Annotated in this window: 25 protein-coding genes, 1 tRNA gene and 2 pseudogenes; 15 read left to right on the plus strand and 13 right to left on the minus strand. The window is 70.7% G+C overall.

Going from position 1 to position 26,598, the window contains the following annotated elements:
• The first annotated feature begins 24 nt into the window (after window positions 1-24).
• Complete coding sequence (locus OG580_RS00960; RefSeq protein ID WP_267041709.1) at window positions 25-1,809, plus strand: oleate hydratase; 1,785 nt, start codon at window positions 25-27, stop codon at window positions 1,807-1,809.
• 289 nt (window positions 1,810-2,098) lie between these two features.
• Window positions 2,099-2,692: an RNA 2',3'-cyclic phosphodiesterase gene (gene thpR, locus OG580_RS00965; RefSeq protein ID WP_267041710.1), complete on the plus strand. Its 594-nt coding sequence runs from the start codon at window positions 2,099-2,101 to the stop codon at window positions 2,690-2,692.
• Between the two features lie 48 nt (window positions 2,693-2,740).
• On the opposite strand, the gene OG580_RS00970 is transcribed toward thpR, so the two are convergent.
• The 4 genes from OG580_RS00970 to OG580_RS00985 all read right to left on the minus strand — a co-directional run bounded on the left by OG580_RS00970 (window position 2,741) and on the right by OG580_RS00985 (window position 5,997).
• Window positions 2,741-3,244 (minus strand): N-acetyltransferase, encoded by a 504-nt coding sequence (locus OG580_RS00970; RefSeq protein WP_267041711.1) that lies wholly within the window; start codon window positions 3,242-3,244, stop codon window positions 2,741-2,743.
• Between the two features lie 123 nt (window positions 3,245-3,367).
• Window positions 3,368-3,441 (minus strand) — tRNA-Ala (locus OG580_RS00975).
• Between the two features lie 650 nt (window positions 3,442-4,091).
• Entirely contained in the window at window positions 4,092-4,862 is a 771-nt protein-coding gene (locus OG580_RS00980; RefSeq protein ID WP_267041712.1) for a transposase family protein, read from the minus strand.
• Window positions 4,863-4,902: 40 nt separating this feature from the next.
• Complete coding sequence (locus OG580_RS00985; protein ID WP_267041713.1) at window positions 4,903-5,997, minus strand: hypothetical protein; 1,095 nt, start codon at window positions 5,995-5,997, stop codon at window positions 4,903-4,905.
• A 336-nt stretch (window positions 5,998-6,333) separates the two neighbouring features.
• Between OG580_RS00985 and OG580_RS00990 the strand changes: the two genes are divergently transcribed.
• The 4 genes and pseudogenes from OG580_RS00990 to OG580_RS01005 all read left to right on the plus strand — a co-directional run.
• A complete protein-coding gene (locus OG580_RS00990; RefSeq protein ID WP_267041714.1) occupies window positions 6,334-7,659 on the plus strand; it encodes a lipase in 1,326 nt (441 codons plus the stop codon).
• A 156-nt stretch (window positions 7,660-7,815) separates the two neighbouring features.
• A complete protein-coding gene (locus OG580_RS00995; protein WP_267041715.1) occupies window positions 7,816-7,938 on the plus strand; it encodes a hypothetical protein in 123 nt (40 codons plus the stop codon).
• Between the two features lie 171 nt (window positions 7,939-8,109).
• Window positions 8,110-8,275, plus strand: a pseudogene (locus OG580_RS01000) (IS5/IS1182 family transposase); the annotation flags it as partial.
• A 604-nt stretch (window positions 8,276-8,879) separates the two neighbouring features.
• A pseudogene (locus OG580_RS01005) lies at window positions 8,880-9,238 on the plus strand (transposase family protein); the annotation flags it as partial.
• A gap of 30 nt (window positions 9,239-9,268) precedes the next feature.
• On the opposite strand, the gene OG580_RS01010 reads toward OG580_RS01005, so the two are convergent.
• The 3 genes from OG580_RS01010 to OG580_RS01020 all read right to left on the minus strand — a co-directional run bounded on the left by OG580_RS01010 (window position 9,269) and on the right by OG580_RS01020 (window position 12,950).
• On the minus strand, window positions 9,269-10,669 hold the full coding sequence (locus OG580_RS01010) for a serine/threonine-protein kinase (protein WP_267041716.1): 1,401 nt from the start codon (window positions 10,667-10,669) through the stop codon (window positions 9,269-9,271).
• Between the two features lie 297 nt (window positions 10,670-10,966).
• On the minus strand, window positions 10,967-11,737 hold the full coding sequence (locus OG580_RS01015; RefSeq protein ID WP_267047847.1) for a hypothetical protein: 771 nt from the start codon (window positions 11,735-11,737) through the stop codon (window positions 10,967-10,969).
• Window positions 11,721-12,950: a hypothetical protein gene (locus OG580_RS01020; RefSeq protein ID WP_267041717.1), complete on the minus strand. Its 1,230-nt coding sequence runs from the start codon at window positions 12,948-12,950 to the stop codon at window positions 11,721-11,723. Before OG580_RS01020 ends, OG580_RS01015 begins: the two co-directional genes overlap by 17 nt.
• Window positions 12,951-13,378: 428 nt before the next feature.
• Between OG580_RS01020 and OG580_RS01025 the strand changes: the two genes are divergently transcribed.
• The 3 genes from OG580_RS01025 (at window position 13,379) to OG580_RS01035 (ending at window position 15,617) form a co-directional block, all read left to right on the plus strand.
• Window positions 13,379-13,594: a DUF6243 family protein gene (locus OG580_RS01025; RefSeq protein WP_267041718.1), complete on the plus strand. Its 216-nt coding sequence runs from the start codon at window positions 13,379-13,381 to the stop codon at window positions 13,592-13,594.
• Window positions 13,595-13,794: 200 nt separating this feature from the next.
• A complete protein-coding gene (locus tag OG580_RS01030; RefSeq protein WP_267041719.1) occupies window positions 13,795-14,334 on the plus strand; it encodes a transcriptional regulator in 540 nt (179 codons plus the stop codon).
• The gene (locus OG580_RS01035; RefSeq protein WP_267041720.1) at window positions 14,331-15,617 is read left to right on the plus strand and encodes an MFS transporter; all 1,287 of its coding nucleotides are present in this window, start codon (window positions 14,331-14,333) and stop codon (window positions 15,615-15,617) included. Before OG580_RS01030 ends, OG580_RS01035 begins: the two co-directional genes overlap by 4 nt.
• Window positions 15,618-15,788: 171 nt before the next feature.
• Here the strand turns inward: OG580_RS01035 and OG580_RS01040 are convergent, their stop codons facing one another.
• Window positions 15,789-16,400 carry a hypothetical protein gene (locus OG580_RS01040; RefSeq protein WP_267041721.1) on the minus strand — a complete coding sequence of 204 codons (612 nt, stop codon included), beginning with the start codon at window positions 16,398-16,400 and terminating at the stop codon, window positions 15,789-15,791.
• A gap of 121 nt (window positions 16,401-16,521) precedes the next feature.
• Here OG580_RS01040 and OG580_RS01045 point away from each other — a divergent pair, with 121 nt between their 5' ends.
• The 3 genes from OG580_RS01045 (at window position 16,522) to OG580_RS01055 (ending at window position 17,950) form a co-directional block, all read left to right on the plus strand.
• Window positions 16,522-16,704, plus strand: a complete 183-nt coding sequence (locus OG580_RS01045) for a hypothetical protein (RefSeq protein ID WP_267041722.1) — start codon at window positions 16,522-16,524, stop codon at window positions 16,702-16,704.
• 114 nt (window positions 16,705-16,818) lie between these two features.
• Window positions 16,819-17,568 carry a transposase gene (locus OG580_RS01050; protein ID WP_267041591.1) on the plus strand — a complete coding sequence of 250 codons (750 nt, stop codon included), beginning with the start codon at window positions 16,819-16,821 and terminating at the stop codon, window positions 17,566-17,568.
• A complete protein-coding gene (locus OG580_RS01055) occupies window positions 17,552-17,950 on the plus strand; it encodes a GNAT family N-acetyltransferase (RefSeq protein WP_267041723.1) in 399 nt (132 codons plus the stop codon). Before OG580_RS01050 ends, OG580_RS01055 begins: the two co-directional genes overlap by 17 nt.
• A 40-nt stretch (window positions 17,951-17,990) precedes the next feature.
• Here the strand turns inward: OG580_RS01055 and OG580_RS01060 are convergent, their stop codons facing one another.
• Together OG580_RS01060 and OG580_RS01065 are read right to left on the minus strand one after the other, a co-directional pair.
• Window positions 17,991-18,758, minus strand: coding sequence for an NPP1 family protein (locus tag OG580_RS01060; protein WP_267041724.1), 768 nt, complete (start codon window positions 18,756-18,758; stop codon window positions 17,991-17,993).
• 204 nt (window positions 18,759-18,962) lie between these two features.
• Complete coding sequence (locus OG580_RS01065; RefSeq protein ID WP_267041725.1) at window positions 18,963-19,631, minus strand: alpha-ketoglutarate-dependent dioxygenase AlkB; 669 nt, start codon at window positions 19,629-19,631, stop codon at window positions 18,963-18,965.
• 152 nt (window positions 19,632-19,783) lie between these two features.
• On the opposite strand from OG580_RS01065, the gene OG580_RS01070 reads away from it, so the two are divergent.
• A complete protein-coding gene (locus OG580_RS01070) occupies window positions 19,784-20,227 on the plus strand; it encodes a hypothetical protein (protein ID WP_267041726.1) in 444 nt (147 codons plus the stop codon).
• Window positions 20,228-20,275: 48 nt separating this feature from the next.
• Here the strand turns inward: OG580_RS01070 and OG580_RS01075 are convergent, their stop codons facing one another.
• Window positions 20,276-20,713 carry a cytidine deaminase gene (locus tag OG580_RS01075; protein ID WP_267041727.1) on the minus strand — a complete coding sequence of 146 codons (438 nt, stop codon included), beginning with the start codon at window positions 20,711-20,713 and terminating at the stop codon, window positions 20,276-20,278.
• Between the two features lie 123 nt (window positions 20,714-20,836).
• Window positions 20,837-21,403 carry a GNAT family N-acetyltransferase gene (locus OG580_RS01080; RefSeq protein ID WP_267041728.1) on the minus strand — a complete coding sequence of 189 codons (567 nt, stop codon included), beginning with the start codon at window positions 21,401-21,403 and terminating at the stop codon, window positions 20,837-20,839.
• A 190-nt stretch (window positions 21,404-21,593) separates the two neighbouring features.
• On the opposite strand from OG580_RS01080, the gene cpt reads away from it, so the two are divergent.
• Window positions 21,594-22,115, plus strand: a complete 522-nt coding sequence (gene cpt / locus OG580_RS01085) for a chloramphenicol phosphotransferase CPT (protein ID WP_267047848.1) — start codon at window positions 21,594-21,596, stop codon at window positions 22,113-22,115.
• A 53-nt stretch (window positions 22,116-22,168) separates the two neighbouring features.
• Here cpt and OG580_RS01090 read toward each other — a convergent pair whose 3' ends face one another.
• Window positions 22,169-24,154 carry an NAD-binding lipoprotein gene (locus OG580_RS01090; RefSeq protein WP_267041729.1) on the minus strand — a complete coding sequence of 662 codons (1,986 nt, stop codon included), beginning with the start codon at window positions 24,152-24,154 and terminating at the stop codon, window positions 22,169-22,171.
• Between the two features lie 345 nt (window positions 24,155-24,499).
• On the opposite strand from OG580_RS01090, the gene OG580_RS01095 reads away from it, so the two are divergent.
• Window positions 24,500-26,590 carry a DUF4139 domain-containing protein gene (locus OG580_RS01095; protein ID WP_267041730.1) on the plus strand — a complete coding sequence of 697 codons (2,091 nt, stop codon included), beginning with the start codon at window positions 24,500-24,502 and terminating at the stop codon, window positions 26,588-26,590.
• Window positions 26,591-26,598: the final 8 nt, after the last annotated feature.

Raw genomic sequence — 26,598 nt, forward strand, 5'->3', positions numbered from 1 at the left:
GGGCGCAGCGGTGGAGGGAGCAGGGTGTACTACAGCAGCGGCAACTACGAGGCGTTCGCGCGACCGCGCAAGCCCGCCGGCGCGGACCGGAAGAGCGCCTGGTTCGTCGGCGCCGGGCTCGCCTCCCTCGCGGGGGCGGCGTTCATGATCCGGGACGGACAGGTCGCGGGGAACCGCATCACGATCCTTGAGCGCCTCGAACTGGCCGGCGGCGCCCTCGACGGCATCAACGTGCCGAGAAAGGGCTTCGTCATCCGCGGCGGCCGTGAGCTGGAAGACCACATGGAGTGCCTGTGGGACCTCTTCCGGTCAGTCCCCTCGATCGAGATCGAGGGTGCGTCGGTGCTCGACGAGTTCTACTGGCTCGACAAGGACGACCCGAACTCCTCGCTCCAGCGGGTGACCGAGCGTCAGGGCCGGGACGCGCACACCGGCGGCCTGTTCACCCTCTCCGACCGGGCGCAGAAGGACCTCGTCAAGCTCTTCCTCGCCACCCGCGAGGAGATGGAGGGGCGCCGCATCGACGAGGTCGTCGGTGAGGACTTCCTGCGCAGCAACTTCTGGCTGTACTGGCGGACGATGTTCGCCTTCGAGGAGTGGCACAGCGCCCTGGAGATGAAGCTGTACCTGCACCGCTTCGTCCACCACGTCGGAGGGCTGCCGGACTTCACCGCGCTCAAGTTCACCAAGTACAACCAGTACGAATCGTTCGTGCTGCCTCTGACGCGCTGGCTCATGGCCCAGGGCGTGACCTTCCGCTTCGAGACGGAGGTCACCGACATCGACTTCGACGTCTCCGCGGAGCGGAAGGTCGCCACCCGCATCCACTGGATCGAGGGCGGCGCGCCGGGCGGTGTCGACCTCGGCGAGGACGACCTCGTCCTCACGACGATCGGCTCGCTCACGGAGAACTCCGACAACGGCGACCACCACACCCCCGCCCGACTCGACCGGGGCCCCGCGCCGGCCTGGGACCTGTGGCGCCGCATCGCCCGCCATGACCCCTCCTTCGGCCGGCCCGAGGTCTTCTGCGAGGACATCCCCGAGAGCAAGTGGGAGTCGGCCACGGTCACCACGCTGGACCCGCGGATCCCCCACTACATCCGGAAGATCGCCAAACGGGACCCGTTCAGCGGACGGGTGGTCACGGGCGGCATCGTGACCGTCAAGGACTCGGGCTGGCTGCTGAGCTGGACGGTCAACCGGCAACCGCACTTCAAGCAGCAGCCGGCCGACCAGATCGTCGTCTGGCTCTACGGCCTCTTCTCCGACCGGCCCGGTGACTACGTGCGGAAGCCGATGCAGGAGTGCACCGGCGAGGAGATCACCCAGGAGTGGCTGTACCACCTGGGCGTCCCCGTCGAGGACATCCCGGAGCTCGCGGCGAGCGGCGCCCGGTGCGTGCCCGTGATGATGCCGTACGTCACGTCGTTCTTCCTGCCCCGCCGGGCGGGCGACCGGCCCGCCGTGGTGCCCGAGGGAGCGGTCAACTTCGCGTTCATCGGCCAGTTCGCCGAGACGACCCGGGACACCGTCTTCACGACCGAGTACTCGGTACGCACCGGCATGGAGGCCGTCTACCAGCTCCTCGGCATCGAGCGGGGTGTCCCTGAGGTCTTCAACTCGACCTACGACGTCCGCAAGCTGCTGGCCGCGATGAGCCGCCTGCGCGACGGCGAGGAGCTGAAGGTCCCGGGCCCCGCGTTCGTACGCGACCGGCTGCTCCACAGGCTCGACGCGACGGAGATCGGGGAACTGCTCCAGGAGTTCCGGCTCATCCCGGAGGAGTCTCCGCGCGCGGAGAACTGAGGGGTACGGGGGGACCCGGGGACGCGGCGGGACGGGGCGGGGCCGGAACCGTCCGCCGCGACCGCGACCGCGACCGACCGACCACCGGACCACCGGACCACCGGACCACCGGACCACCGGACGACCGGACGACCGGACGACCGGACGACCGACCGGACGCATACCCCCGACGCCGCTCCCGTCCGCGCGAACGCATACGCTCGCTCCCAGGAACGACACGCCGCACTCGATACCCATCAGGTCCGGTGGGAGACGAGGTGCAGACCGCACCGCGAGCGGGGAACGGACGATGACCGAGCACGTGGACGAAGGCCCCCTGAGCGCGACCGTGCGCGTGTTCATCGCCCTCGCCCCGCCCGACGACGCGAAGGACGAGCTGGCCGACGCGCTGCGCCCCGCCTACGACGCGTACCCCCGGATGCGGTGGAACCGCATCGAGGACTGGCACATCACCCTGGCGTTCCTCGGGGAACTCCCGGTCACGGCGGTGCCGCTCCTGCGGCCGCCTCTCGCGCACCTCGCGGCGACCCACCGACCGCTCGAACTGGCACTGCGCGGCGGCGGGCACTTCGACGATCGGGTGCTGTGGAGCGGGATCGACGGGGACGTCGACGGACTGCAGCGGCTCGCCACCGACGTACGTACCGTGGTCAAGGAGTGCGGTATCGACTTCCCGGAACGGCCGCTACGCCCCCACCTGACCCTGGCGCGCGCCCGCCGTGACGACCCGACCAGCGTGGTGACCGTCGCCGACGGGCTCGCCTCGTTCGCCGGCCGCCGATGGCCGACCGAACGCCTCCACCTCGTCGGCAGCAACTTCGGCCGAGGCCCGGCACCGATCCGCTACCGGGACATCGCGTCCTGGACCTTCGACGGCGCCTGAACGCCTGACGGCGCGCGACGACGCGAAGCACCACTCACCCCCACCCGTTCAGGCCGCAACACCCTCCATGGCCTCCACGGCCTCCGCGCTCACCGAGGCCACGATCTCCTCGTCCTCGAAGTCGCCGGTGGGCGTGAAGCCGAGGGCGGTGTAGAGGGCGGCGGCGGGAGCGTTGTCGGGGTGGTACGAGAGACGGATCTCCGTACAGTCCGGCAGCGCGGCGAGACGGCGCAGCAGGGCACGCATCGTCGCACGGCCCACGCCCTTCCCCTGCTCGGCGGCGTTGACGACCATGCCGCCGATCCAGTGGGTGCCGTCCTCGTCGTCGTACGCCCACATCACATGCCCCACGACCTCGTCACCGGCCCGGACCGCGAGCGAGTTCCAGAGTCCGCCGCGCAGGGACAGCAGCAGGTAGCGCGCACCGAGGGCGGCCACGAACCGACGCTGGTCGTCGGCGGGCGCCACGTCGGCGACGTCGCGCCAGTTCTCGTCGGTGATGTCTTCGAGCACCACGCGCCGGTCCTGGCGGTCGGTGATTTCCTTCGTCATCAAGCTTGCTCTTTCCTTGAGGATGATCCGGCACAGAAGGCCCGTCCCACCGTGATCCCCTGATGGTCCGGGCGCCTACCGGTCCGTGCCGGCGCTCCTGGGCGGCCACGGCGAACGCGGGGACGGGGCCGGCCGGATTCGAACCGGCGTCCTCCCACATGCGGTGAAGGCGCGACAACCGCTGCGCTACGAGCCCCATCCCGCTCATGATCATAGGAGCGCCCCGCACCCCGCCGCATGCGCATTTCCCGGAGGAATCCCGCTTGCGGAGGGCGAGTCCGACGGACATCCTCGGAGTCGGCGAGGCGCGAGGCGACGAGCGCATGGCGATCGGCCTCTTTCACCGTGCGCGGCCCGGTCGTCGGACCGACCTGCCCGGTCAACCCTGTCAGCGACCACGGGAGTCGGCGTGCCGCGTTTCGCGCATCGGATCACCACGTACGACCCTGCCGATCGTGACGAGTACGGCAGCTACATCGGCGCCGAGAACCCCACCAGCGACCACGGCCCCGTCGAATCCGCCTACTTGGAGGCGGTCGTGGCCTTCGCCGCGGCCTCGGGGGTCGACCACCTGGTCATCCGCGATCCGCAGGCGGCCCCCGGGTTCACGCACTTCGGTCTGGAGCCGGCGCTCGAAGGGGGCGGGCTGGCCGGGCTCTTCCCGGAGCGGTTGCGGGCTTCGCCCTACGCTCACGTCGACGTAGCGGAGCTACGTGGGCGTTTCGGCCGTGCGTCGAGCGTGCGTGCCGGGCGGGCCGGACCCGGCGGGAATTGTCAGACAGGCCCTAAAGCGTGTTGCAGAAGGTCGGGTCCGGGCAGGTCAGAGCGGGCATCGTGGCTTGTCTGCTCATGCGGCGAGGGCGAGGTTGTGCATGTGGGCGACGGCTTGGACCGCGTGGTGGAGGCCGTTGCCGCGTTGGCGGCAGTCGCGGAGGATCTTGTAGTGCTTCATCCGGGCGAAGGCGTGCTCGACGCGGGCCCGGACTTTGCGGTGTTCGGCGTTGTCCTCCTCCTCGCCGGGCAGGAGGGCTCGTCCGGGGCGTTTGCGGTGTGGGACGACGAGTCCGGTGTTGATGTAGGCGCCGTCGGCCAGCACGGTCACGCCTTCGCAGTGCTGGGCCAGGCCGGAGTCCCGCCAGGCCCTTGCGTCAGCGGTGTTGCCGGGCACCGGCCGGGCCGCCGCGACCACGAGTTTCGTGTCCGCGTCGATGATGACCTGCACGTTCGCCGAGAACCGGTAGTTGCGTGAAGATGCCCCGACCTTCCGGTCGCGGACCGGGACGAGGGTGCCGTCCACGATCCACAACCGTTCTATCGCGTCGCCCGGACGGGCGGCCGGCTCGATCGCGAGTAGCGGCCGCAGCCGCTGGATGACCCGGCACACCGTCGCGGGCGAGACGCCGAACAGCGGCGCGAGCTGCCGCATGGTGAGGTTCGTGCGGTAGTACACGGCCACCAGCAGCACCCGGTCAGCCAGCGGCAGACACCAGGGACGGCCGCCACCGGGACCGTTCCCACCCCGTTCCCGGACGACCTTCACCAGTCGCTCGAACTGCCGCATCCGCAGGCCCGTGAACGTCTCCACCCACAACGGCTCAGCCCTCAACACCCCACGCATACAAGGGAAATGCCCACACCGCAGCCTTCTGCAACACGCTTTAGGAGCGGGTGGCGGTCGCACAGTCGTCGCCCGCGTCCGTCGTGCCGTTGTTCGTGTCGATCGGCTTGCTGCGGTCGTACGGATCGACCTGGCGGGACTCGTCGGTGGGCTGCTCGTCGGCCGTGCCGAAGGGCGGCACGAAGTAGCCGGTCGGGTCGGAGCAGCCGCCGTTGGTCATGTCGAGCGCGTACGAGACGAGGGACATCGTGCCCGGTTCGGTGATGACCTCGGCCGGGTCGTCCCAGCTCATCACCACCTCGCGCCGCACGATCGCGCGGACGACCTCGGCGTCACGCCCACCGTCGCCGGGCGGGGTGACCGGGTACACGAAGGTGACGTCCGCCGTCACCTCGACCGCCCCGCGCTTCCCCTCCCGATAGGTGAGTCGACCGCGCGTCTTGACCACGTCACCGACCAGCCGGGCCTGCTCCGGCCGGAAGCGGCTGAACAACAGCAGTGGGTCGGTTTCGGGAGTGGGCGCCGTCGACGACAGGGCGGTACGGAGATACTCCTGCACGTCCTTCTGGTGCGGGTTCAGCAGCGCGATCGCCTTCGTGGGCCGCTCGCCTTGCAGCACGCGGGAGTCGAGCCCCGCAGCCACCAGGAAGTCCCGACTCTGCCGCAGGGCTCGCTCGACCTGGGCGGCGTCCATCCAGCCGGTCGCCCTGGCCGGTGGCACCGTGATCCCCGCCGCTCCGTCGGCCCACCGGGCGGCAGGCGAACCCCGGAAAGGTTGGGCGAGCGTAGGGCGCAGATCCGGCTCGGCGCCGGGCGCCTCGCGCGGGCCCTCCGACTCGGCGGCCAACGGCGCCCTGTCCTGCGCGCCGTCGTCGCCACCGAGCCGGCCGACGACCAGCTGAGGGAAGAGCGCCACGACCAGGAGGGCCACGGCCGCCACAAACCCGGTCACGTACCAACCGGTGCGCCGGGGTCGGGGTCGGGCCGGTGAGTACGTACGCCGGCCCTTCGGCTGCCCCGAGCGCTCCCGCAACCGACGCTCCACCTCGCGGGCGCGTGCCGACGGCTCCACGGGGGCCTCGGCCGCACCCGTCACCGATTCACGGAGGAACCGCTCCCGCTCCTCGTCGGACACGGACGACCCGTCCTGCCCCCCAGCCCCGCTCACACCACACTTCCGTTCTTGCTCGACTGCTCGATGGCTCTCACTCGACCGTCTGATCAGTTGACTGTGCACCGGCCGATCAAGAGCCGCCCGCATGATCGCATGAGCAAGCCGCCGGCCTGCCGGGGCGGTGGGTGAAGTGTCAGGTCGCCGCACTGTCCGCCGACACGGGCGTGGGCGTGAATTCGACGACAGAACACGAGCGGGTGCAGGCACCAGGAGGACCCGGGGGGCTGCACCCGTGCGCCGAAGGTCGCGACGCGTGAGGCTGAAGGGGCAGTCACCGAGCCACACTTGGGGGAACTCGTGAACATCTCCACCTCGACGTCGTCGCGCAACAAGACCCGGTACCACGGCAGTCGCCGGGTGCAGGTGGCAGCCGTCTGCTGCGGCCTGCTGCTGAGCGCACCGACCGCCGTCGCCACGGCCGCCACCGCCGCCACCGCCGCCACTCCGCCCGCCGCCCAGGCCCAGGCCCAGACGCCGCACCAGGAGCGTGGCCGAGGCACGCTGGTGTCCGCCGAGAAGCTGTACACGCTCGCGACCCCGCAGGCCGTGGCCGCCGAACTGGGCGCGGCCGGGTTCGAGGACGACACCGTTCGGCACGGCGTGGTCGCGTACCGGCTGATCTACCGGACCGTTGACGCGTACGGACGACCCACCACGGCAAGCGGGTTGCTCGTGCTGCCGCTCGGCAGCGAGGGACGGCTGCGTGCGGTCTCCTTCGCACACGGCACCGGCAGTCACAAGGACGATTCCCCGTCCATGCGGCGTGCCGCGTTCGTGTCCGCGCCGGCGATCGCGCATGCGGCGGCCGGCGCAGCGGGGGTCGCGCCCGACTATCTGGGGATGGGCAAGGGACCCGGTCTGCACCCCTGGATGGACATCGTCTCCGAGACCACGGCGTCCCTGGACATGCTGAGGGCGGCCCGCGCCTTCGCTCCCCGCACCGGACATGTGCTGGAGCGCGAGGTCATGGTCACCGGCTTCTCTCAGGGCGCCTCGGCGGCGCTGGGGCTCGGCCGGGCTCTGCAAGCAGGTGAGGACCGCTGGTTCAGACTGGGCGCGCTGGCACCGGTCAGCGGCGCGTACGACTTCGGTGGCGCCGAGTTGCCCGCGCTGCTCGAGGGCAGGCTGGAACCCAAGTCCAGTGTGCTGTACGCGGCGTACACCCTGGTCGCGTTCAACCGGCTCCACCACATCTACGACAGTCCCGGCGAGGTGTTCCGGGCCCCCTATGCCGGCACCGTCGAGGCACTCTTCGACGGCGCCCACACAGGGGAGCAGCTGATGCGGGGCACCCCGGGCGCTCTGGACGAGCTGCTGACCGGGCACGGCCGCGAGGTGCTCGCGCATCCGACGGGGCCGCTGGCGGAGGCGCTGCGCGCGACCGACGCCGTGTGCACCGACTGGGCACCCCGTGTCCCGGTGCGGCTCTACATGGCTACCGGGGACGAGCAGGCCGTCACCGACAACACCGAGCACTGCCAGGCGGCTCTGCTCAGGAACGGCGTGGACGCCCCGGTCGTCGATCTGGGCGAGGTCGGCCACCACGGATCGCGTCACCTGGGGTCCAATGTGGCGGCCACGTCGTCGATCGTGCGCTGGTTCGGCGAGTTGCGGCAGGGATGACCGGAACGCCCCGGCTCCGCCGTCGCTGCTCCTTCGCTGAGGGCCGGGACGTCAGAGTGCCGGGAGGCCGCCGGCCGACGGAACCGGCTGCGGATTCCGCACAGCCCGTCCGCACGCTTTCCGTTCTACGCCGAGGGCGACGAGGAGGCACACGACGTGGCGGAAGAGTTGCGCGACCTCCTCTCCGGCATCGACGAGACCGCTCTCGTGCGCGATGGGTTCTGGGAGACCTTCTGCGACGACGTGGAAATGGGGGACTACGCGGACTGGGATGCATGATCCGGGACTGGTCCCCGGTTACGGTCAGCCATCCAGAGTCAGGCCGGTGGCAGCGATGCAGCCGTCGACGAGGGCAGGGCGGTACTTGATCTGCTTGAGGCTGCGCAGCGGATCCTCACCCGGCTCCCGTCCCTGGCCGACTCGAAGGGCGCGATCGTCTGGGACCTGAGCGTCGACTCCAGTGTGTGCCGCGCCCATCAGCACCAGGCCGCGGCCCGCAAGCAGGGTGACCTGCAGAAGATGCTGTCGGACATCGGCATCACCGCCGACGCGGCCCGGCGGGCACGGCCTGGGAAGGTCGCGCGGCGGGTTCACCACCAAGCTCCACCTGGCCGTCAAGCAGGGGCAGAAGCCCAAATCGGTCGTGGTGACGGCAGGACAGCGCGGGGGACTCGACGCAGTTCGAACCCGTGCTGGAAAGAGTCCGTGTGCCCCGCGTCGGGCCGGGCCGGCCACGTGTCCGCCCCGATCGGGTCCACGCGGACAAGGCGTAGGACTCCCGCAGCAACCGGTCCTACCTGCGCAGACGCGGGATCAAGGCCACGATTCCGGTTCCTGCTGACCGGGTCCGCAACCGCCTCGAACGCGGATCGCGGGGCGGCCGGCCGCGCTGGACACTAGCGACGGCTCTTTCGAGCGTCGCGTCGGAGCTGCTCGAAGCCAGCGCGCAGATTGAGGTAGTCGAGGGCGAGTGCCACACCGCGAGCAGCCCACTTCACTGCCGTCACCAGGACGTCGTCCACAGGATCCTTCCTAAGACCGACCGTGTTTCCCCTTCAGACTCCGCTACGGCCCAGAAGGTTGCGCCGTTGCCGCAGGGCGAGGTGGCACCCCAAGGGCGCGTTCCCCGAATGCATCGTCGGACTGCGACAGGATCCGAGGCTTTCGATACACGGCCTCATGCGTGTTGCAGAGGATTGTTGGGCGGGCATTTTCCCTGTATGCGTGGGGTGTTGAAGGCTGATTCGTTATGGGTGGAGACGTTCACGGGCCTGCGGATGCGGCAGTTCGAGCGGCTACTGAAGGTCGTCCGCGAACGGGGCGGGAACGGTCCCGGTGGCGGCCGTCCGTGGTGCCTGCACTGGCCGACCGGGTGCTGCTGGTGGCCGTGTACTACCGCACGAACCTCACGATGCGGCAGCTCGCGCCCCTGTTCGGCTGCTCGCCGGCGACGGTGTGCCGGGTCATCCAGCGGCTGCGGCCACTGCCGGCGATCGAACCCGCCGCGCGCCCGGCGGACGCGGTGGAGCGGTTGTGGATCGTCGACGGCAGAGCTCTCTTACGGATCACTCGGCGGTCGGCTTGATGGCTGTGTTCACGACTTCGAGAATCAGCCTTCGTTCACCCGTATCCGCTGCCATCTGGCGAACGCATTCACTGCGTCGGGCAGTTGGGGCGCGGTGCCGAAAGGGGAGAGTCTGCGCGCACGGATCCGGGTGACACCGCCGCGGCCCTGGCGGACCCAGGTCGGGTGGTGGGCACCCGTGGGCATCGGCCGTACCACGTCGAGGTGGACAGTCAGTTCCGTCCAACCGGTATGGCGCGTCAGTTCCAGGGCCTTGATCTCGTGCCAGGGCATGACCACGAGGTTGTTCGGCGGGCCCAGTCCGATACCGCGGCTGCTGAGGGAGAGGCCTTCCTTGGCCGCGCCGAGCAGGCCCAGGAGGCGTATGGCCAACAGGAAGGCAATGACCCCGGCCGTCGCCGGTACCGCGACGGGGAAGGCGTTCGTGCCGCTGAGCACGGCTCCGCCGACGAGTCCGGCCACCCCGAGCGCGTTGCGCAGGATCTGCAGGAACCAGGCGGACCTGCGAACGAAGTACACGGCAGCGGGAGGTGAGGGGTTCTCTGCTGTCACTGTCGGTGGCTGCGGCGGGTGGGGCGACGACGGCGGTGGAGGGGTAGGAGGGGGCGGTTCGTCGTCCAGCACCGTGGCGTCGTGCGTCGGCACGGCCCCGGCGTGTGCCGCACACAGGTCGAGCAGTTCGAGTGGGCTCGGGCGGCGGAAAGGCTCCTTGCGGAGGCAGGCGAGGACCACGGGCCGTAGTGACGGCGGCACCGTGGAGACGTCCGGGTCCTCGTGCACCACCCGGTACATCAGCCCCGCGGGCGAACCATGGCCGAACGCGCTACCGCCGGACGCCGAGACGAGGACCGCACCGAGAGCGAACACGTCGCTCGCCCCCGTGACCGGGCGTCCGAGAGCCTGCTCTGGCGAGTGGTACCCCGCGGTGCCGACCACCACACCGTCGGTCGTCAGCCGGGACTCCTCCAAGGCCCGGGCGATCCCGAAGTCCAGGACGCGGGGGCCGTCGGGGGGCAGCATGATATTGGCGGGCTTCAGATCGCGATGCACGAGCCCGTGGCCATGGATCGCCTTGAGTGCCTCGGCCAGCGACGCGGCAAGCCGCCACAGCTGCTCTTCGGAGAGCTGTCCGCGCCGGGCGACCTCCGCCTGCAAGGTCGGCCCCTCGACGTACGCGCTGGCCATCCACGGCTGCGGGGCGTCCGGATCGGCGTCGACCACCGCCGCCGTATGGAAGCCCCCGACCTTTCGGGCAGCCTCGACCTCCTGGCGGAAGCGTTCCCTGAACCGGGGGTCGGCGGCGTACTCGGGCCGGATGACCTTGATAGCCACGAACCTTCCCGACCGCGAACGCGCCAGATAGACGGAACCCATACCTCCGCTGCCCAACAGGCGAACGACCGTGTAGTCACCGATCCGCTTCACGGTCGCCCAACCCCCACCTCACCTCGCGCCGCACGAGCTCCGGCGGGACCACGCCCGGCACGAGCACCCCAGGGATCCCATGGCGTCCCTACGTCTTGCGCCATGCTCAGGAGTCTCGCGCCGGCTGTCGAGCCCTGATCCGGCCAAAGTGATCCGGTGGTGCGCTCCGGTCTGTTCCCACTTCTCACCGACACGTTCAGGGCTGTCAGCTCGCAGTCGTTCTCAGAATCCACAGCGACGCACCGACGCGGTCTCCCGCCACGTGTCCCCATGGGGGCCTCTCTCAAGCCCTCAAGGTCAGACGGGCGGCATCAGATCGCTCTCGCTGACGGTGTACGTCAGCAGGGGGTAGACGAAGTCCGTTTCCTCGTTCTCGCGGCGCCGCAGTTGATAGAACTCGCGCCTCTGCTCATCGTCGGCCGACATGAGACGCGCACCCTGCGGGAGATATGCATGTCCCTCGCGAAACCTTACGAAGGTCTTCGCCGTTCGAAACGTCACGCCCAACCATTGATTGTCCGCTGCCCGAGCGTGTGCGTCCAAGACGATTTTGTGCTTGAGTCGCCGATTCGTGTCGACGGAGAACGCGACGAAGCTGTTGTGGGCGAGGGGGATCTCGAACTTCTCGCCATCGGGCCCCTTCGATTCGAAGATCAGCTTCCTCGACGGGATCGCTTCGGGATGTTCGTAGCAGGAGAAGACGGCGATAAATGACTCGTCGGACAGATCGATGGCTTGGTCGGAATGACTGCCCATGGTTTTGTAGGCGTTCGTGTAGCTCTCGATGAGTGCGTTGTTGAAGCCGACGGAAAGTTCCACACGTTCCTGGATCTGTTGCGCCAGCCGTTCGTGCACCGTCCGGAATCGCTGCGTCGGGACGGTGTATCGACTGGTAGTGCGCACGAGTGGCACGCCGCCCGTGTCGTCGACCTTGGTGAGCACGGCCCCTCGCCGGCCTTTTCCTACGGCTTCCCAACGAACCGACGCGGACAGCTCCGCAAAGAGATTCTCCTCGGTCGGCAAAGCGCACGAGAGGATCTCATCCGAGATCCTAGACTCGCGGGGCATCATAGTCTCCCGCGTTCATACTGAAGAGAAGTTCGTCGCCGTAGTCAATGAAGGACGAGGTCCTGTTCTCCTCGGCGTACAGCCTGCGCAGCTCGTTCATGCCGGCCGGTGTGGGGGGACCCAGCTTCACCAGGTCTCCGGCCACCTTGAGGAACGTGTGGCCGTTCTTGTGAACGGCTTCGGCACCCGAACAGCGCACCACGTATCCCAGGCGGGTCGGGAGCGACTCGGCACCCAACATCGAGGGCCGGATTTCGTGCGTATACAGACGGTTGGTGGACAGCGGCATGAAGAACACGGAGCCGGGATAGAGAGTCAGGGTGAACTGCGAAGGGAGCGTCACCCCGTCGCGTTCCTCGGTCGGATCCTTGAGGCGAAAGTGGAGTCTGGTCAGCCCACTGACACCCTTCACACCGTAGTCGAAGGGGTCTTCCGCCAGGGGCTGCAGCTCGTCGAGCCGGTCATAGAAGGTACAGAAAGCCATGATGCCATTGACCGGCATGTCCTTGGTCTTGTCCGCATGGGCCGATATCTTGGCCTTCGACTGCTTACGCTCGGCCGTGGCAAGGGTGTTGTGGTAGATCTGAGCCAGGACGTGATTGAGCGGTGCCTGGTTCCGGAAGACGACTGCGGCCTCGCGGTTCAGATCCTCGACGATGCGCGTGTCGGTCGAGCGGAAACTCTCGGTCGGCCCCGAGAGATTCGTGGAGCACCGAAGCAGGCGGAAATGCAGGTCGTCACCGTTTCGCGCGACAGGTGTCAGATAGATTCCGCTGCGGTGGGCTGTTCCAGGCTTGGTGGACTCCGTCAGGGACTGGAACGCATGCTCCCCACTGATCCGTCCGAAGTAATCGTCGTCGAGTCCGAAAAAGCGGCGATAGTACACGCCGACGCCGTGTACGCGGAGGGGAACTCGGCCGAGGTCGACGAGGGTCCACGATGTCTCGACGCCCTCGCGGTAACCGCGCGATAGCTCCCGGATGACGCATACCCGGGCAGCCGCATGCAGGTGGCGGCCGCTGATCCCGGATACGTCGCCACATAGATAGACGGTCTTCCGCGCGAGGTCGAGCACACCGGAAGCAAGGTCCTCTGGCGTGATGGTGGACCCGAAGAAGTCCCTGATCAAGTCGTTGGACTGCACCGTCGAAGGCGCAACCAAGATGTTGCTCGCATCCTCAATGCACGCTTCTGTCAGCTCTGTTGTGTACATCAACCGGTACCTGTCATTCGCGGACCTTGGTGGATTGCTCGAAAGCCGTGGACACGGCGACGGCCCGCACTCTTTCGTCTGCGTTGCGCAGCGTGAACGAAAGGAGACGGACCGTTGAGCCTTGATGCTGCCACGGGGCTCGACGGCGGGCAACGGGTTCTGCCGTACGGGCGGTATGCGGAGGAGCTACTCGGCGAGGCCGGGGCGGACGGCCTGCGGCGATCCGGCTGCACCAGCCCCGGTGATGCCGATGGCCCGAGGGGTTGGCGTGCGGGGCCGACGGGACCGGGTAACCTCTTTGTCATGTTCTTCCAGACTCCGATTTACGAGTGAGCGCGTGACAGGCCCCTGCTGACGCCCTTCGACGTCGCTGCCCGTCCCCCACCGATGAATCCGTCGATTACTTCACATCAATACCGGGAGAACCCATGACCGTGAGCAAGAACATCAACAACCCCGTGGGCCAGGGCGGCGGCCAGCGCAAGAAGCAGTCCCGCACCGAACGGGCGAACAACGGCCCCCACCGCAACCTCGACCGCCAGGGTGCAGCCGACCAGAAGGCGGAGCTGGTGCGCAAGATGCGCGAGAAGGCAGCCGCAGCCGGGGGTGCCGGGCAGGCGGACGACGACACCGCACAGAGCTGACGCACCACCGCCGCAGGGCGGCACCAGACAGGGCAGGGCCCGGACCGCGACGCGCGGTCCGGGCCCTGCTGCCGTATCGCGCCATCGCGGTGAGGGAGCGGCCCCGGTGCGGGCAGCGGGCCGCGCGTACTGGACAGCCGGTTCCGGAAGTTCGAGCAAACCCCTTGCCTAATGGTCAAGAGGTGTTGACCATTAGGCCCATGCCTACCGATGATCTTCCCGAGACGTTCCACGTCACCACCGACGAGCAGCTACGCGCCGTTTCCAATCTCACGCGTCACCGGATCATGGCCGTGCTCCGCTTCGAGCCGGCGACGATCACGCAGATCGCCGAGCGCGTGGGGCTTGCGAAGGGGAGTTCCAGCTACCACGTACGACTGCTGGAGCGGGCCGGCCTGGTGAAGGTGGTACGAACACGGAAGGTCCGGGGGGTCACCGAGCGGTACTACGCCATGGCCGCGCGGTCGATCGTGCTGCCGGATCCGGGCGAGGGAGGGCCGGATGTGCTGATGCGGCATGCGGTGGCCGACCTGGAGGCAGCCCCGGTGGATGCCGAGCGGCACGTGCGGATGGCGCATCTGCGGCTCACCGAGGAGCAGTTCGCGGAGCTGGGGGCGCGGCTGCAGGCACTGGCGGACGAGTACCGGGAGCTGTCCGATCCGGCACTGCCGGACGCGTCGCTCGTCTTCGCACTGTTCCACCCGACACCGCGCGAGCAGGCCGAAGGAGACGCCAAGTGACCTCGGACGTTCGGAAGTTGCCGACCGGATTCGGACGGCTGTGGACTGCGCAGACGGTGTCCTCGCTCGGTGACGGGGTGTCGCATGCCGCGCTGCCGCTGCTCGCGTTGACGTTGACGCGGGATCCGATGGCGCTCGCCGTCGTCACGGCCGCCGGAACGCTGCCGTGGCTGCTGTTCGGGGTGCTCGGCGGCGCACTGGTGGACCTCTGGGACCGCCGGCGCACGATGTGGGTCGCGGACGCGGCGCGTGCGGTGCTGCTCGCGATACCGGCGGCAGCGGCCGCGCTCGACGTGCTGAGCATTCCGCTGCTCGCGGCCGTCGCCTTCCTGCTCGGCCTCGGCGGACTCTTCTTCGACACGGCCGCCACGGCCTATCTGCCGGATCTGCTCGGCCGGGACCCCGCGCTCCTGGAGCGCGCCAACTCCCGCCTGCGCGGCACCCAGACCGCCGCGTCCGGCTTCGCCGGTCCGCCTGCCGGCAGTGCCCTGCTCGCGCTCGGGCGGGCGGTTCCGCTGCTCGCCGACGCGGTGTCGTTCGCGCTCTCCGCACTGCTCGTACGGTCGCTGCCTGCCACACCCCGGCCCGTACCGCAGGCGCGTGAGTCGCTGCTGCGGCAGGCGCGGGCCGGCGCCTCGTACGTATTCCGGGATCAGTTGCTGCTCGGGCTCGCGCTGCGTCCGGCGGTCGGGAACATCGCCTTCCTCGCCGTGGAGACCGTGCTCGCCCTCTTCGCGCACGATCGTCTCGGCATCGGCACCTTCGGCTTCGGCCTGCTCCTCACGGCGGAGGCCGCGGGCGGTCTGCTCGGCGCGGGCATCGCCTCCTTCCTCGGCCGACGGCTCGGCACCGGCACCGCGCTCACCTGCACGGCCGCGGTCGAGGGGCTCGCCATCCTGGGTCTTGCCGTCGCCCCGAACCCGTACGTCGCCGGCCTCGCGCTCGCCGTCTGCGGAGCGGGCATGGGCGCCACGATGGTGCTCGGCCCCTCCCTCCGACAGACGATCGTCCCCGCCCACCTGATGGGCCGGGTCGCCTCCACCTCCCGCATGCTCGCCATGTGCGCCGCCCCGTTCGGCGCCTTCCTCGGCGGCTGGCTGGCCACGGCCTACGACGTACGCACCCCGCTCTACGCCGCCGCCGGCCTCCTCCTCACCATGACCGCCGTCACGTCGACCATGACGAGCAACCGCCAGGTCGAGGCGGCGCTGCGCGCCGCCGCCCCGGCCGATGATCCGGATCACCCGGAATCCCGGGATCCCGCTCAGGAGGCTGCCGTTTAGGGCTCCGCGAGGTCGTTGAGCCGGTGCTTGAGGCGAGCGGACGGTTGAGGCGAGCGGGTGCTTGAGGTGGGCGGGTGCTTGAGGCGGGCGGGTGCTTGAGGCGGGCGGGTGCTTGAGGCGGGCAGCTGAGGGAGCGCGGCGCGGGCAGCTGAGGAAGCGAGGCGCGGCGCTTCAGGACACGAAGCCCACGACACCGAAGCCCGGGCGCGTCTCCACGTGCCGGAGCCAGCCGATGACGTCCATGACGGCGTCCACCGCCTCCGGTTCCAGCGGCGGTGCGTGGCCGGCCTGCTTCGTCTGCTCGAACTGCTCCAGCGCCTCCAGACATCGGTCGTGCGTCCACTCTCCGCAGCGCGGCAGGTCGGAGGACGGGACGCCGGCGGGGAATCCGCCGTACGAGCCGAACTCCGCCACCGAGACCGCGGTGATGCGCAGCGCGCGCAGTGCCTCGTCGACCGTCTCCAGCCAGTCGCCCCGGAAGGGGCTGAAGCACGAGTTGTCGAGGAAGGACCCGGTCAGGGAGCACAGTCGCTTGTACGCGTAGCCGTACATGAAGGAGTACCGGCCGTCCTCGGGGAACGGGCCGCCGTACACCACCGTCCGAAGCGCCTCGTGCGCGGTGGGGGCACCCTCCGCTATCTCCGAGGAGAACCAGCTGTCGTCGGAGGCCAGCTCGTCGCCGAAGCTGTCGCGGACGACCTGGAGCAGCTGGTCGTCGCGCGAACCGACGAGGGCGCGCGCGGCCTTGGGGTCGAGGAGGTACACGCTCAGGGAAGAACTCATGTGATCACGTTAGCCATGGGGACTGACAACGAGCCCGAGAGGAGAGCGCGCACCGCGCCCCGGGCTCGGGGCGCGTGGATATCCGTGTGCGAGCGGTGTCCGCCTCCGGCACGATGACCGGATGGAGCGCCCCCTTCACGTACCCGAACTCGCCGCCGACGGTGGTGTCACGCTGCGCCCGTGGCGTCTCTCGGACGTACCTCTCGTCCGTGAGGCGTCCGAGGACGACTACATCCCGCTCACCACGACGGTGCCCAGCCCCTGGTCCGCGTCGGCGGCCCACGCGTTCGTCGAGAGACAGTGAGCTCTTTCAGAGTGGCCACTGATCGGGTGACGGGCCAGCGTCCCGCAACGCACGAGGCTCCTGTGCCGTTGAGAGAGGTGTTCGACGTCTCAACTCATCAGCGCAGGAGCCTCGTTGGTTCCCTATCCTGCCGCACTCGACCTGCCTCATGCTCTGGTCGAGTGGGTATCCATGCTCATCGTCACCCGTGAGGGTGACCGCCGCTGCAAGCTGCCGCCCCACCAGCGTGCTCTTGTGGGCCTGGTCTACCTTCGCCGGCACGACACGCTCGCGCAGATCGCCGCCGGCTTCGGCATATCCGTCGGCACCGCCCACGCCTACGTCACGGCCGTCGTCGAGCATCTGTCCGGCCGGGCGCCCGGTCTCCTGCGGGTCCTGCGCGAGGCCGATCCGGACTACGTCCTGCTCGACGGGACGCTCGCTGAGTGTGACCGGGTCGGCGACAGCCGGGCGGACTTCTCGCAGAAGCACCGCCGTCACGGCGTGAACGTGCAGGTCGTGGCGGATGCCGCGGGCAAGCTGCTGTGGATCTCGCCCGCGCTGCCCGGCCGCACGCACGACCTGACCGCGGCCCGTACCCACCGCATCATCCGGATCTGCGAACGCCAGGGCGTTCCCGTCCTCGCCGACCGCGCCTACATCGGCGCCGGCCCCTGGGTGACCACACCGATCAGACGGCTTCCCGGCCGGGACCTCACCACGACCCAGCAGACGATCAACCGGGCCCTGTCGGCGGCACGGGCGCCGGTCGAACGAAGCATCGCAAGGCTGAAGTCCTGGCGAATCTTCCGCCGGGCCCGCTGCAGCCCCAACCGCATGACCGCCATCGCCGCAGCCATCCTCACCCTTGAGCGTCAACGCTGAAAATGCTCAGTGGGACCGGGCGACTTCGGGGGCCGGGTATCCGTTCGTCATCGTCGACGCCGAGGGGCGTCCTGTCGGCAATGTCGGGCTGTGGTTGAGGGACTCGGCGCAGGGCCGCGCCGCCCTGGGCTACTGGGTCGTGCGATCGGCGCGCGGTCAGGGTGCCGCGGCGACGGCCTTGCGGGCCGTCGCCGGGTGGGCCCTGCGGGAGCTGCGGATCCCACGGCTCGAGCTGTATGTCGAGCCGTGGAACACGGCCTCCGTGCGGACCGCGGAGCGCGCGGGCTTCCAGCGCGAGGGGCTGTTGCGGTCGTGGCAGCAGGTGGGTCCCGAGCGTCGGGACATGTTCATGTACTCGCTGCTCGACGGGGACCGGGAGTGACGGCGCCCCGTCCCGCGACCACTTCGCGGCCGGTTTCTCGTCAGGCGTAGGGGTCGAAGGCGATGCCGGACGGCTTGGCCTTCGCCAGGTGGGCCTCGAAGTTGCCGTCCTTGAGGCCGAAGACCGCGCTGCCGAAGTCGGCCTGCGTGAGCTTGTCACGTACGCCCGCCGGGTAGCCGTTCCAGCCGACCAGGCTCGGGAACTGCCAGGTGTACTGGTGGTTCTCGGGCGGCTCGTCGTTGGAGTTCGCGGGACGGAAGCAGTGCGTGCTGATGCCGTCCTTGTGGTAGACGATCTTGGGGTGGGTGCCGTCCCAGCGGATCCGGTCGCGGCCGTACACCGAGAAGCCCCCGTGGGCGGAGGTCGACACGTACTGCGCCTGGTTGTTCTGCACCCACACCACGACGTGCTCCCAGTCGTGGCGGTGTCCCCCGAGCCCGCTGCCTGCCACGGCCTGGTCCTTCTCGAAGTACAGGCCGTAGATGATCGCGCACCAGCCGTTGTTGCACTTGTACCGCGCGTACCCGTTGGTGTTCGTCAGGTCCCACGAGTCACGGCACTGGCCGTTCAGGGCGCCGGAGGGGTTGAGCCCGCCGTTGACCGTCCCGTCGGCCCCGATGGCCGGGGTGGGGTAGCAGCCGTCCGTGTCGTAGTCGAACGCCGGCTGGAACGTCTGCTCCAGACCGTCCGCGTTCGCGGGCAGGGCAGGCGGCGGGGCGGCGAAGGCGCTGCCCGGCAGGGCGACGAGCAACGCGAGCGAACTCCCGAGGGTGAGTGCCCCCTTGACGAGGTGGCGCGTGATCCTCACTCTGACTCCTTGACCTGGGCTCGACGACGCGCGCGGCGCGCGGCGCCAGTGACATGCCCATTCCAAGAATCCGGGAATCGTCCGCGGCCTCGGCACTTCGCCGCGCCGTGGCCCGCGCCGGAACCTCAGCCGAATCCCGCATCGGAACCCGCATCGGAGCCCACACCAAGTCCCGCCTCAGCCCCACGCGTTCGGTTCAGCCGCTCAGGCCACGCCCCGCGGGCGGAACTGGACGCTGATACGAGGCCCGACGGCACGGCTCGTCTTCGGGACCGCGTGCTCCCAAGCGCGCTGGCACGAACCGCCCATGACCACCAGGTCACCGTGGCCCAGGGGCAGCCGGAGCGCGACGGGGCCGCCGCCGCGCGGCCGGAAGGCGAGGTCGCGGGGGTCCCCGAGGGAGAGGATGCCGACCATCGTGTCCTGTGTGGCGGAGCGGCCGATCCGGTCACCGTGCCAGGCGACGCTGTCGCGCCCGTCGCGGTAGAGGCAGAGACCGGCGGTCACGAAGGGCTCGCCCAGCTCGCGTGCGTAGTGGCCACTGAGGGCCTCGCGCGCTTCGAGGAGCGCGGGGTGCGGGAGCGGGGCGCCCTCGCGGTAGTACGCGAGGAGGCGCGGTACGGCGACGACGTGGTCGTACATCCTGCGCTCCTCGGCCTGCCACGGCACGCTCCCGGCCAGCTCCTCGAACAGGGCGCCGGCGCCGTGGAACCAACCGGGCAGGTGGTCGACCCACGCGCCTCCGTCACCGAGGGCCGTCCGTCGGATGCCGCTCAAGGGGCCGGGCCCCATGTCGGAGCCCTGGTCGAAGAGGGATCCCTGGAGACCCGGGAGGCCAGGGCGGGCGGGAAAGGCAGGGCGTGGCGCGGTCATGGTTCCAGCATAGACACATCTTCGAACACGTGATCGAATCCGTGGCCTCGGGAACCCCACTCGGGGATCACGGGCGTAGCCCTCGGCGTGCACGGACTCCGTCAGCCAGAAATCGCGTGCCGCCTCCGAGGCCGGGGATCTAGCCTGTGGGCGTGCATCAGCTCCGAGGGCGCGATCGGCGCCCGGCCCGCCGCGCCGCACCCGCGTCCGCGTCCGCCGGGCGCGCGGCCTCGCCGGTGGAGCTCGCGGGGGCCCGTGTCGTGCTCGTCGGCTACTTCTCCGCGAAGGAGAAGCGCTTCGGCGCGCTCATGGACGCGGCGGCCGCCGCACTGACCGCGCGCGGCGCCCGGGTCGAGGGGCGGATCGTGCAGCGGCGGGGTGTCTCGCACGGTGGGGTCGCGAAGATGACCTGGCCGTTCTCCTCGCGGACGCTGCTCGGCTCCGGAAAGGTCCGTGAAGTCGCGGCTGCCTGCGAGGCCGCCGATGCCGACGCCGCGGTCTTCGTCGCCTCCTTGACGGAGCACCAGCAGTGCGTACTGACCGAGCTGCTCGGCTGCCGCGCGGTGAGCCTCTCCGAGGCCCTCGCCGCCGGCTGACAGCGAGCCCGGCTGCCCTCTCGGCCGCGCTCGCGCCGTGCGGCTCCGTCAGCTCTCGCCCGGCGACCCGGCCAGGTCGGCGGTGAGCTGGTGGTCGGCCCAGACATAGGTCTCGGGCAACAAGTCGGCTACGGGGACGGCCCGGAGGCGGTCGCCGGACCCGACGATGACCTTCAGGTCCGGGAAGTAGTCCAGCAGGACCTGACGGCACCGTCCGCACGGAGGCACGACCCCCCGGTCGCGGTCTCCCACGGCGACGATCGCGACCAGGTCGTAGGCGCCCTGGGCGGCTGCCGCGCCGAGGACGACCAGCTCGGCGCACGGGCCTCCCGTGAAGTGGTAGGCGTTCACGGCGGTGACGATCCGGCCGTCCTGGGCGCGGGCCGCAGCCGCCATGGTGTGGTTGTCGCCCCGGCAGCGGGTGCGCGCGATGTCGGCCGCGGCCTGGACGAGTTCGTGGTCTACCTGCTCTGCCTGCGTGGTCATCTTCCCTGCTTCCGTACGGTGTCACGCGACGATGACCCGGGCGGCGGCGGTACGCAAGCGGATATCGACCGGCCCCCGCGGACGGCTACGACGGCGCCGGGGTTCGGACGACCGCGCCGGGTTTCACTCGCCGTGCCGGTCCGGCTCGGAACGGATCGGGCGGTCGACGCGGTAGACGTAATGGGCGCGGTCGTCGATCGGGTTGTCGGGTTCGAGAGAGGCCTCCGCGACTCGGTGCAGGCCCGCCTTCTCCAAAGCCCGCCAGGACGCTCGGTTGGCCGTGTGGACAGGGACGATGATCGCGGTGGCCTCGGGATGGTCGCTCCAGGTCGCCGCGACGATCGCCCGGATCACGCGTACGCCATGGCCACGGCCGGTCAGGAGGGGATCTCCGATCAGGTAGTCGATCGCCATCGACCCGTCCGGCACGTCGACCTCGGCCGCCGCCAGCTCGGCCCGGTAGGCGGGGTAGTCGGCGAAACTGCAGCGCTGCATGAGGCCGATCGGTTCGCCGTCGAGGAGTACGAGCAGGTCCTCGGACGGCTCCTCCCCGCGGGCCGCGGGGCCGAAGTCGCGCGCGACGGCCTCGGGTGAGGTCTCGTGGTTCCACCAGCGTGCGACGTGCGGCTGGGCCAGCCACTGCCCCAGCAGCGGGAAGTCGGGTTCACCGAGTCGGCGCCACGTGATCATCAGGACTCCTCGACGGTTCGGCAGTTCGATGGGGAGATGGCTCGATGGGGAGACAGGGACGGGGCGATCGGGCGTCGCCGTGGTCGTGGTCGTGTGTCACGCAGCGTAAGCCGCCGCGACCGCCGATTCCGGTGGAAATGCGTTTCGTGCCGTGCGGCGGACGCCCTACGGTGACGCGGTGGCGATTCAGATGATCATTCTCAACGGTGGTTCCAGCTCGGGGAAGTCCGGGATCGTACGGTGCCTGCAGGACGTCCTGCCCGATCCGTGGCTCGCGTTCGGGTGCGACTCCTTCGTCGACTCCCTGCCCGCGAGGATGCAGGCGTCGGACGACGGGATCGCGTTCGCGGCGGATGGCGAGGTGACCGTCGGAGCGGACTTCCTCGCCCTGGAGGCGGCCTGGCGGGAGGGCGTCGCGACGATGGCCCGCGCGGGCGCGCGGATCATCATCGACGACGTCTTCCTCGGCGGGGCCGCGTCCCAGGAGCGGTGGCGGAAGGCCCTCGGTGAACTCTCGGTGCTGTGGGTCGGCGTGCGGTGCGAGAGCACCGTCGCCGCGGGCCGTGAGGTCGCGCGGGGCGACCGCGGCAGGGGAATGGCGGCGTTGCAGGCCCACGTGGTGCACCAGGGCGTGTTCTACGACCTGGAGGTGGACACGACGCACACCGAGTCCCTGGACTGCGCGCGCGCCATCGCCGCCCGCGTCGGCTGACTGAACCGAATCGACCCACTCCACCGGCCGAACCGGCCGAGGGGGCGCGTGCGTCACTCCCCCGGCGCGACGACCACCACCTCGTCGCGCGGATGCCAGTGACGGACGTGGGCCTTCGGAGGGTTGAGGCGCACCCCGTGGTGCGGGGCGGTCGCCGACCGGGTGTGGGAGCGGTAGCCGATGGCGCACGCTCCTTGCCCGGCTGCCGAGGCCACCACCTCGGCGAAGGACGCCGTTCGCCCCGTCGTGACGTAGTGGGAGGCCGGGCGGAGGTGAAGGGCGTTCCCCTCCGCGGAGAAGAGCTCCTCGAACACACCCGTCAGGTGCGGGTTCTGGGAGATCTGGGTCATGAGGAGGCCGATCAGCCGACCGCTGACGACGAAGTCGGCCCCGGGGGCCACGGGGGCGATCAGCCGGTTGCGGTCGTCGGTCATCTCGGTGACGACGGGGACGTGCCGCCCGCTCTCCCGCTCCCGTGCCCGCAGGTGGAGGAGGGTGACGAGGGTCCCGTCGTCCGGGTCGTCGTGACCCTCGCGGTGGTCGGGGCCGAGGACGATGACGGCGTCGTACCCGGTGACGTCCAGGCCGTCCATCGTCTCCCGCAGGGTGGGGTCGGCGGGGCGGTGGACGACCGACAGGCGGTGGCCGACCGATCGGGTGACCGTCCGGATCGCGGCGAGGGTCGTGGCACGCGGCTCGGCCACCACGTCGAGGACCGAGCCGGCCGGTGTACGACGCGATAACTGGCCGGCGATGCGGTGGGCCCGGCGGTTCCATCCCAGGAGGAGGAACCGTTCGGGTTCCGCGAAGGGCGTCGGCGGGGACGCGGGAGCCCGCGTCGCCGGCGGGGACGCGGGAACCCGCGGAGGAGTCGGCGACGGCGCGGGAGCCTCCGCGGGGCCGTGGGGCGAAGGTCCGTCCACGGGGCCGGCCGCGGCGATGCGGGTCGAGCCCGCGTCCTCGGCGACCACCAGCAGACCGTCGCCCGCCAGGAAGCGTGTGTCGCGAGGCGGGTTGAGTGCGACCGTACCGTCGCCCTGGACGATGCCGACGGCGCTCGACTCCGGGCACGCGCCCGCGACCTCCCCGAAGGCCCTGCCGAGCAGCCCCGGTTCCCGCACGGTGTGGAACTCGTGGCCGGCGAAGTCGAGCAGCTCCTGGTGGACCAGGGAGAGCCCGGGCCGGCGGGCGCACTGCACGAGGAGCCGCGCGGAGATGTCGTCCATGTCCAGGACGGTGGCCCGGTCTCCGCCGGCCAGCCGGGCGGCCGCGAGGTAGCGGTCGTCGCGTACGGCGGCGATGACACGCACCGGGTGGTGCTCCCCCACCGCGGCGGAGAGGGACAGCAGGGCCTTGACGACCTCGACGTCGCCGCGCGGGCTGTCCCTCGGCAGGACGAGGACGCAGTCGGCGGTCTCCGGGCTGACACGCGCGAGCGCGACCGGATCGGTGGGACGGCCGGTGCGGCAGATCAGCCGGGTGCGACCGGTGCCGCCGACGGTGGCCCGGAGCTCCTCCTCCATGTCGGCCATGGTGTGGTCGGCGAGCACCACGACGACGCTGTCGCGCCGGTGGGCCTGGGCGGTGACCAGTTCGGTGACGACGGTCGGGATCTGCTCGGACCAGCCGAGTACGGCGGTGTGCCCGCGTTCCAGGACCGTGGAGTGCCCTCGGTCGAGGGCGATCAGCTTGTCGGTGATGCCGGTGGTGATGAGGCTGACCAGGGTGGAGACGTAGAAGAGCGCGATCAGGGCGAGGAGGACGGACAGGGCGACCCGGAGGGGCGGGCCGACCTCGCCGCCGAGCCGGAGCGTCTGCCCGGTGCTTCGCCACACGGCAGCGATCCGCGAGCCGAGGGACGCGGGGGCGCGGTGGTCGGTCCACACCAGCAGGACGCTGACGGGGACGACGAGGATCAGGCAGGCGAGGGCGAGCCAGCCGACGAGTGCGGGGGTTCCGCGGGTCAGGGTGGTGTCGAACCAGTAGCGGAGGCGGTCCCCGACGGCATCGGCCCGGAAGCGCCGCCGTCCGCCGGGCACCGACGTCCCCCCGACCCCGACCCCGCCCCTGCCCCCGACCCCGACAGGGCCACCTCCCCCGCCGCGGCCGACACGGCCGGGGACGCGGCCCCGGTCCCGGCCCCGGCCGTGCCCCCCGCCCGATGTGGCTCCCCGCTGTCCGGGAACGACCTTGTTGTCTTCTTTGCGCACATCAGCAGCGTGGCGCCCCGCCGTGATCGACGAGGTGCCATCACGGCACATTCATCCCATCGTGACTCGGCCCTCGGCCCAGGCTCCGACGGCGTCCTCATCCCCCCGGCACACGGAGCCCGCCCTGGCATAGGCTGCGCTCAGCATCGGCGCGGCGGAGTGGGGGCGGAGCACATGACGGCTGAGGCGGTACAGCGGTGGGGATCGGTCCTCGATTCCGTCGTGGTGTACGCGCAGGGCGCGGTCTGCCGCCGCCTGGCCCGGGGACGGGTGTCCCCCGACGGCCGGGTACGGGTGACCGGGCTGCCCCGCTCCCTGGACCCCGGCTCGCTGCGCGCCCGGGTCCTGGACGGCCCCGGAGTACGCGTGACCGGCGCGCGGGTGGAGGTCGAAGCCGAACCGCTCCCCGCCGGTACGCCCGACGAGTTGCGGCGCGAGGTCGACCGGCTCGGCGACGTGTTCGCGGCTACGCAGGAACGACTGGAACGGCAGACGAAGCTGATCGCGGAGGTCGTCTCCCTGCGCCCGGTCGCCCCGGCCCGCAAGCGCGACGACCCGCACCGCCGCGCCCCGGTCGACGCGTGGCTGGAGCTGGCCGACTTCGTCGACGAGCGGCTCACACGCCTCCACGCCCGACTCGTCGAGCTGGAGGAGGCGCTCGAGACCGTCGGGCACGAGCTCGACGTCGCGTCGGACCGGCTCCGCCGCGCCTCCACCGACGCCCCGTCGGCACACGTGGAGACCTCGGTCTGCGCGGTACTGACCCTCGACGGAACCGGAGACGGAGCCGGATCCGGGACCGGGACCGGGACCGGCGCCAGTGACGTGGCCGGGGAGGGGGAGGTGACGGTGGAGTTGGAGTACGGGGTGCCGGGCGCCGTCTGGGTGCCGACGTACCGTCTCACCCACCGTCAGGGCGACGACACCGGCCGTCTGGTGCTGCGCGCCTCGGTCGCGCAACGCACCGGCGAGGACTGGGCGGGCGTGCGCATCGCCCTGGCCACCGCCGACCTGCGGCGCCGGACCGACCTGCCGAGGCTCCGCTCGATGCGCATCGGGCGGCGACAGGCCGCCCCTGCGCCGTCCGGCTGGCGCGAGCCTCCGGCCGGGCTCGCCGATCTGTTCTCCGGTTACGGCGCGGAGGGCCCCCGCCCGACCTCGCCCGGCCCGTCCTCGGCCGCCGCGGCGGGCTCCGCATACGCCCCCGGCTCCGCACCCGGTCCCGTTACGCCACCGCCACCGCCTCCGGCGCCGCAGGCCTACGGCGCTCCCCCGACAGGGTTCGGCGGTGGGATGCCCGCTCTGACCGGGCTGCCCGCCCACGACCGGTCCTTCACGGGCGCCCCGGCCCCCCTCGCCCGCATGGCTCCGTCCGCGCCGGCGGCTCCCGGGGCCGCCGCGCCCGTGCCTCCGCCTCCGCCGCCCGGCCCGCCGCAGCCGAGCGGTGCCGAACTCGACTACGCCGGCCTCGTCCTGTGCGGACCCGACGAGAACGCCGGTCGCCGGGGCCGGCTGTTCCCCGACGCTCCCGTCGACCCGGTGGCCGCCGAGTACCGGCGCCGCGCCGAAGCGGTGGCCGCGCTGCCGCTGCCCGGGCGGACCGTGCGACCCCGCCGGTCGGCGGGCTCGTTCGACCACCGCTTCGACGCCGCCGCCCGCGCCGACATCCCGTCGGACGGCACCTGGCACACCGTCACCGTGGGCGAGATCGCGGTCGGTCTGCGCACCGAGTACCTGACCGTACCGTCCGTCGAGCAGACGGTGTACGCGACGCTGGTGCTCTCCAACGCCACCGACCAGGCCCTCCTCGCCGGCCCGGTGGAGGTCACCGTCGACGACGACTTCCTGCTCACCGCCGCGCTGCCCACGCTCGCGCCCGGCGGCGTCCGCCGGGTGGGGCTCGGGCCCGCCGAGGGCATCCGGGTCACCCGCCGCACGAACCTGCGCGAGTCGACCTCCGGTCTGCGCAACAACACCACCGTGCTCGACCACCGCGTCCACGTGGAGCTGGCCAACCGGCTCCCGAGGCCCGTCACCGTCGAGGTCCGTGAGCGGGTTCCGGTGACCTCCGAACCGGACGTACGGATCGAGGAGCGCGCCGACTGGACGGCGCCCGGGAACGGCACGGGTCCCGATCGTCACGCACCCGGCACCCGCGTCTGGCGGGTCGACCTGCCCGCAGGCGCCACCACCGCCCTCGACGGCGGCTACGAGATCCGCATCCCGACCGGCAAGGCCCTGGTCGGCGGCAACCGCAGGAGTTGACACCCGCC

The sequence above is a fragment of the Streptomyces sp. NBC_00094 genome, from assembly GCF_026343125.1.
Lineage (GTDB): Bacteria > Actinomycetota > Actinomycetes > Streptomycetales > Streptomycetaceae > Streptomyces.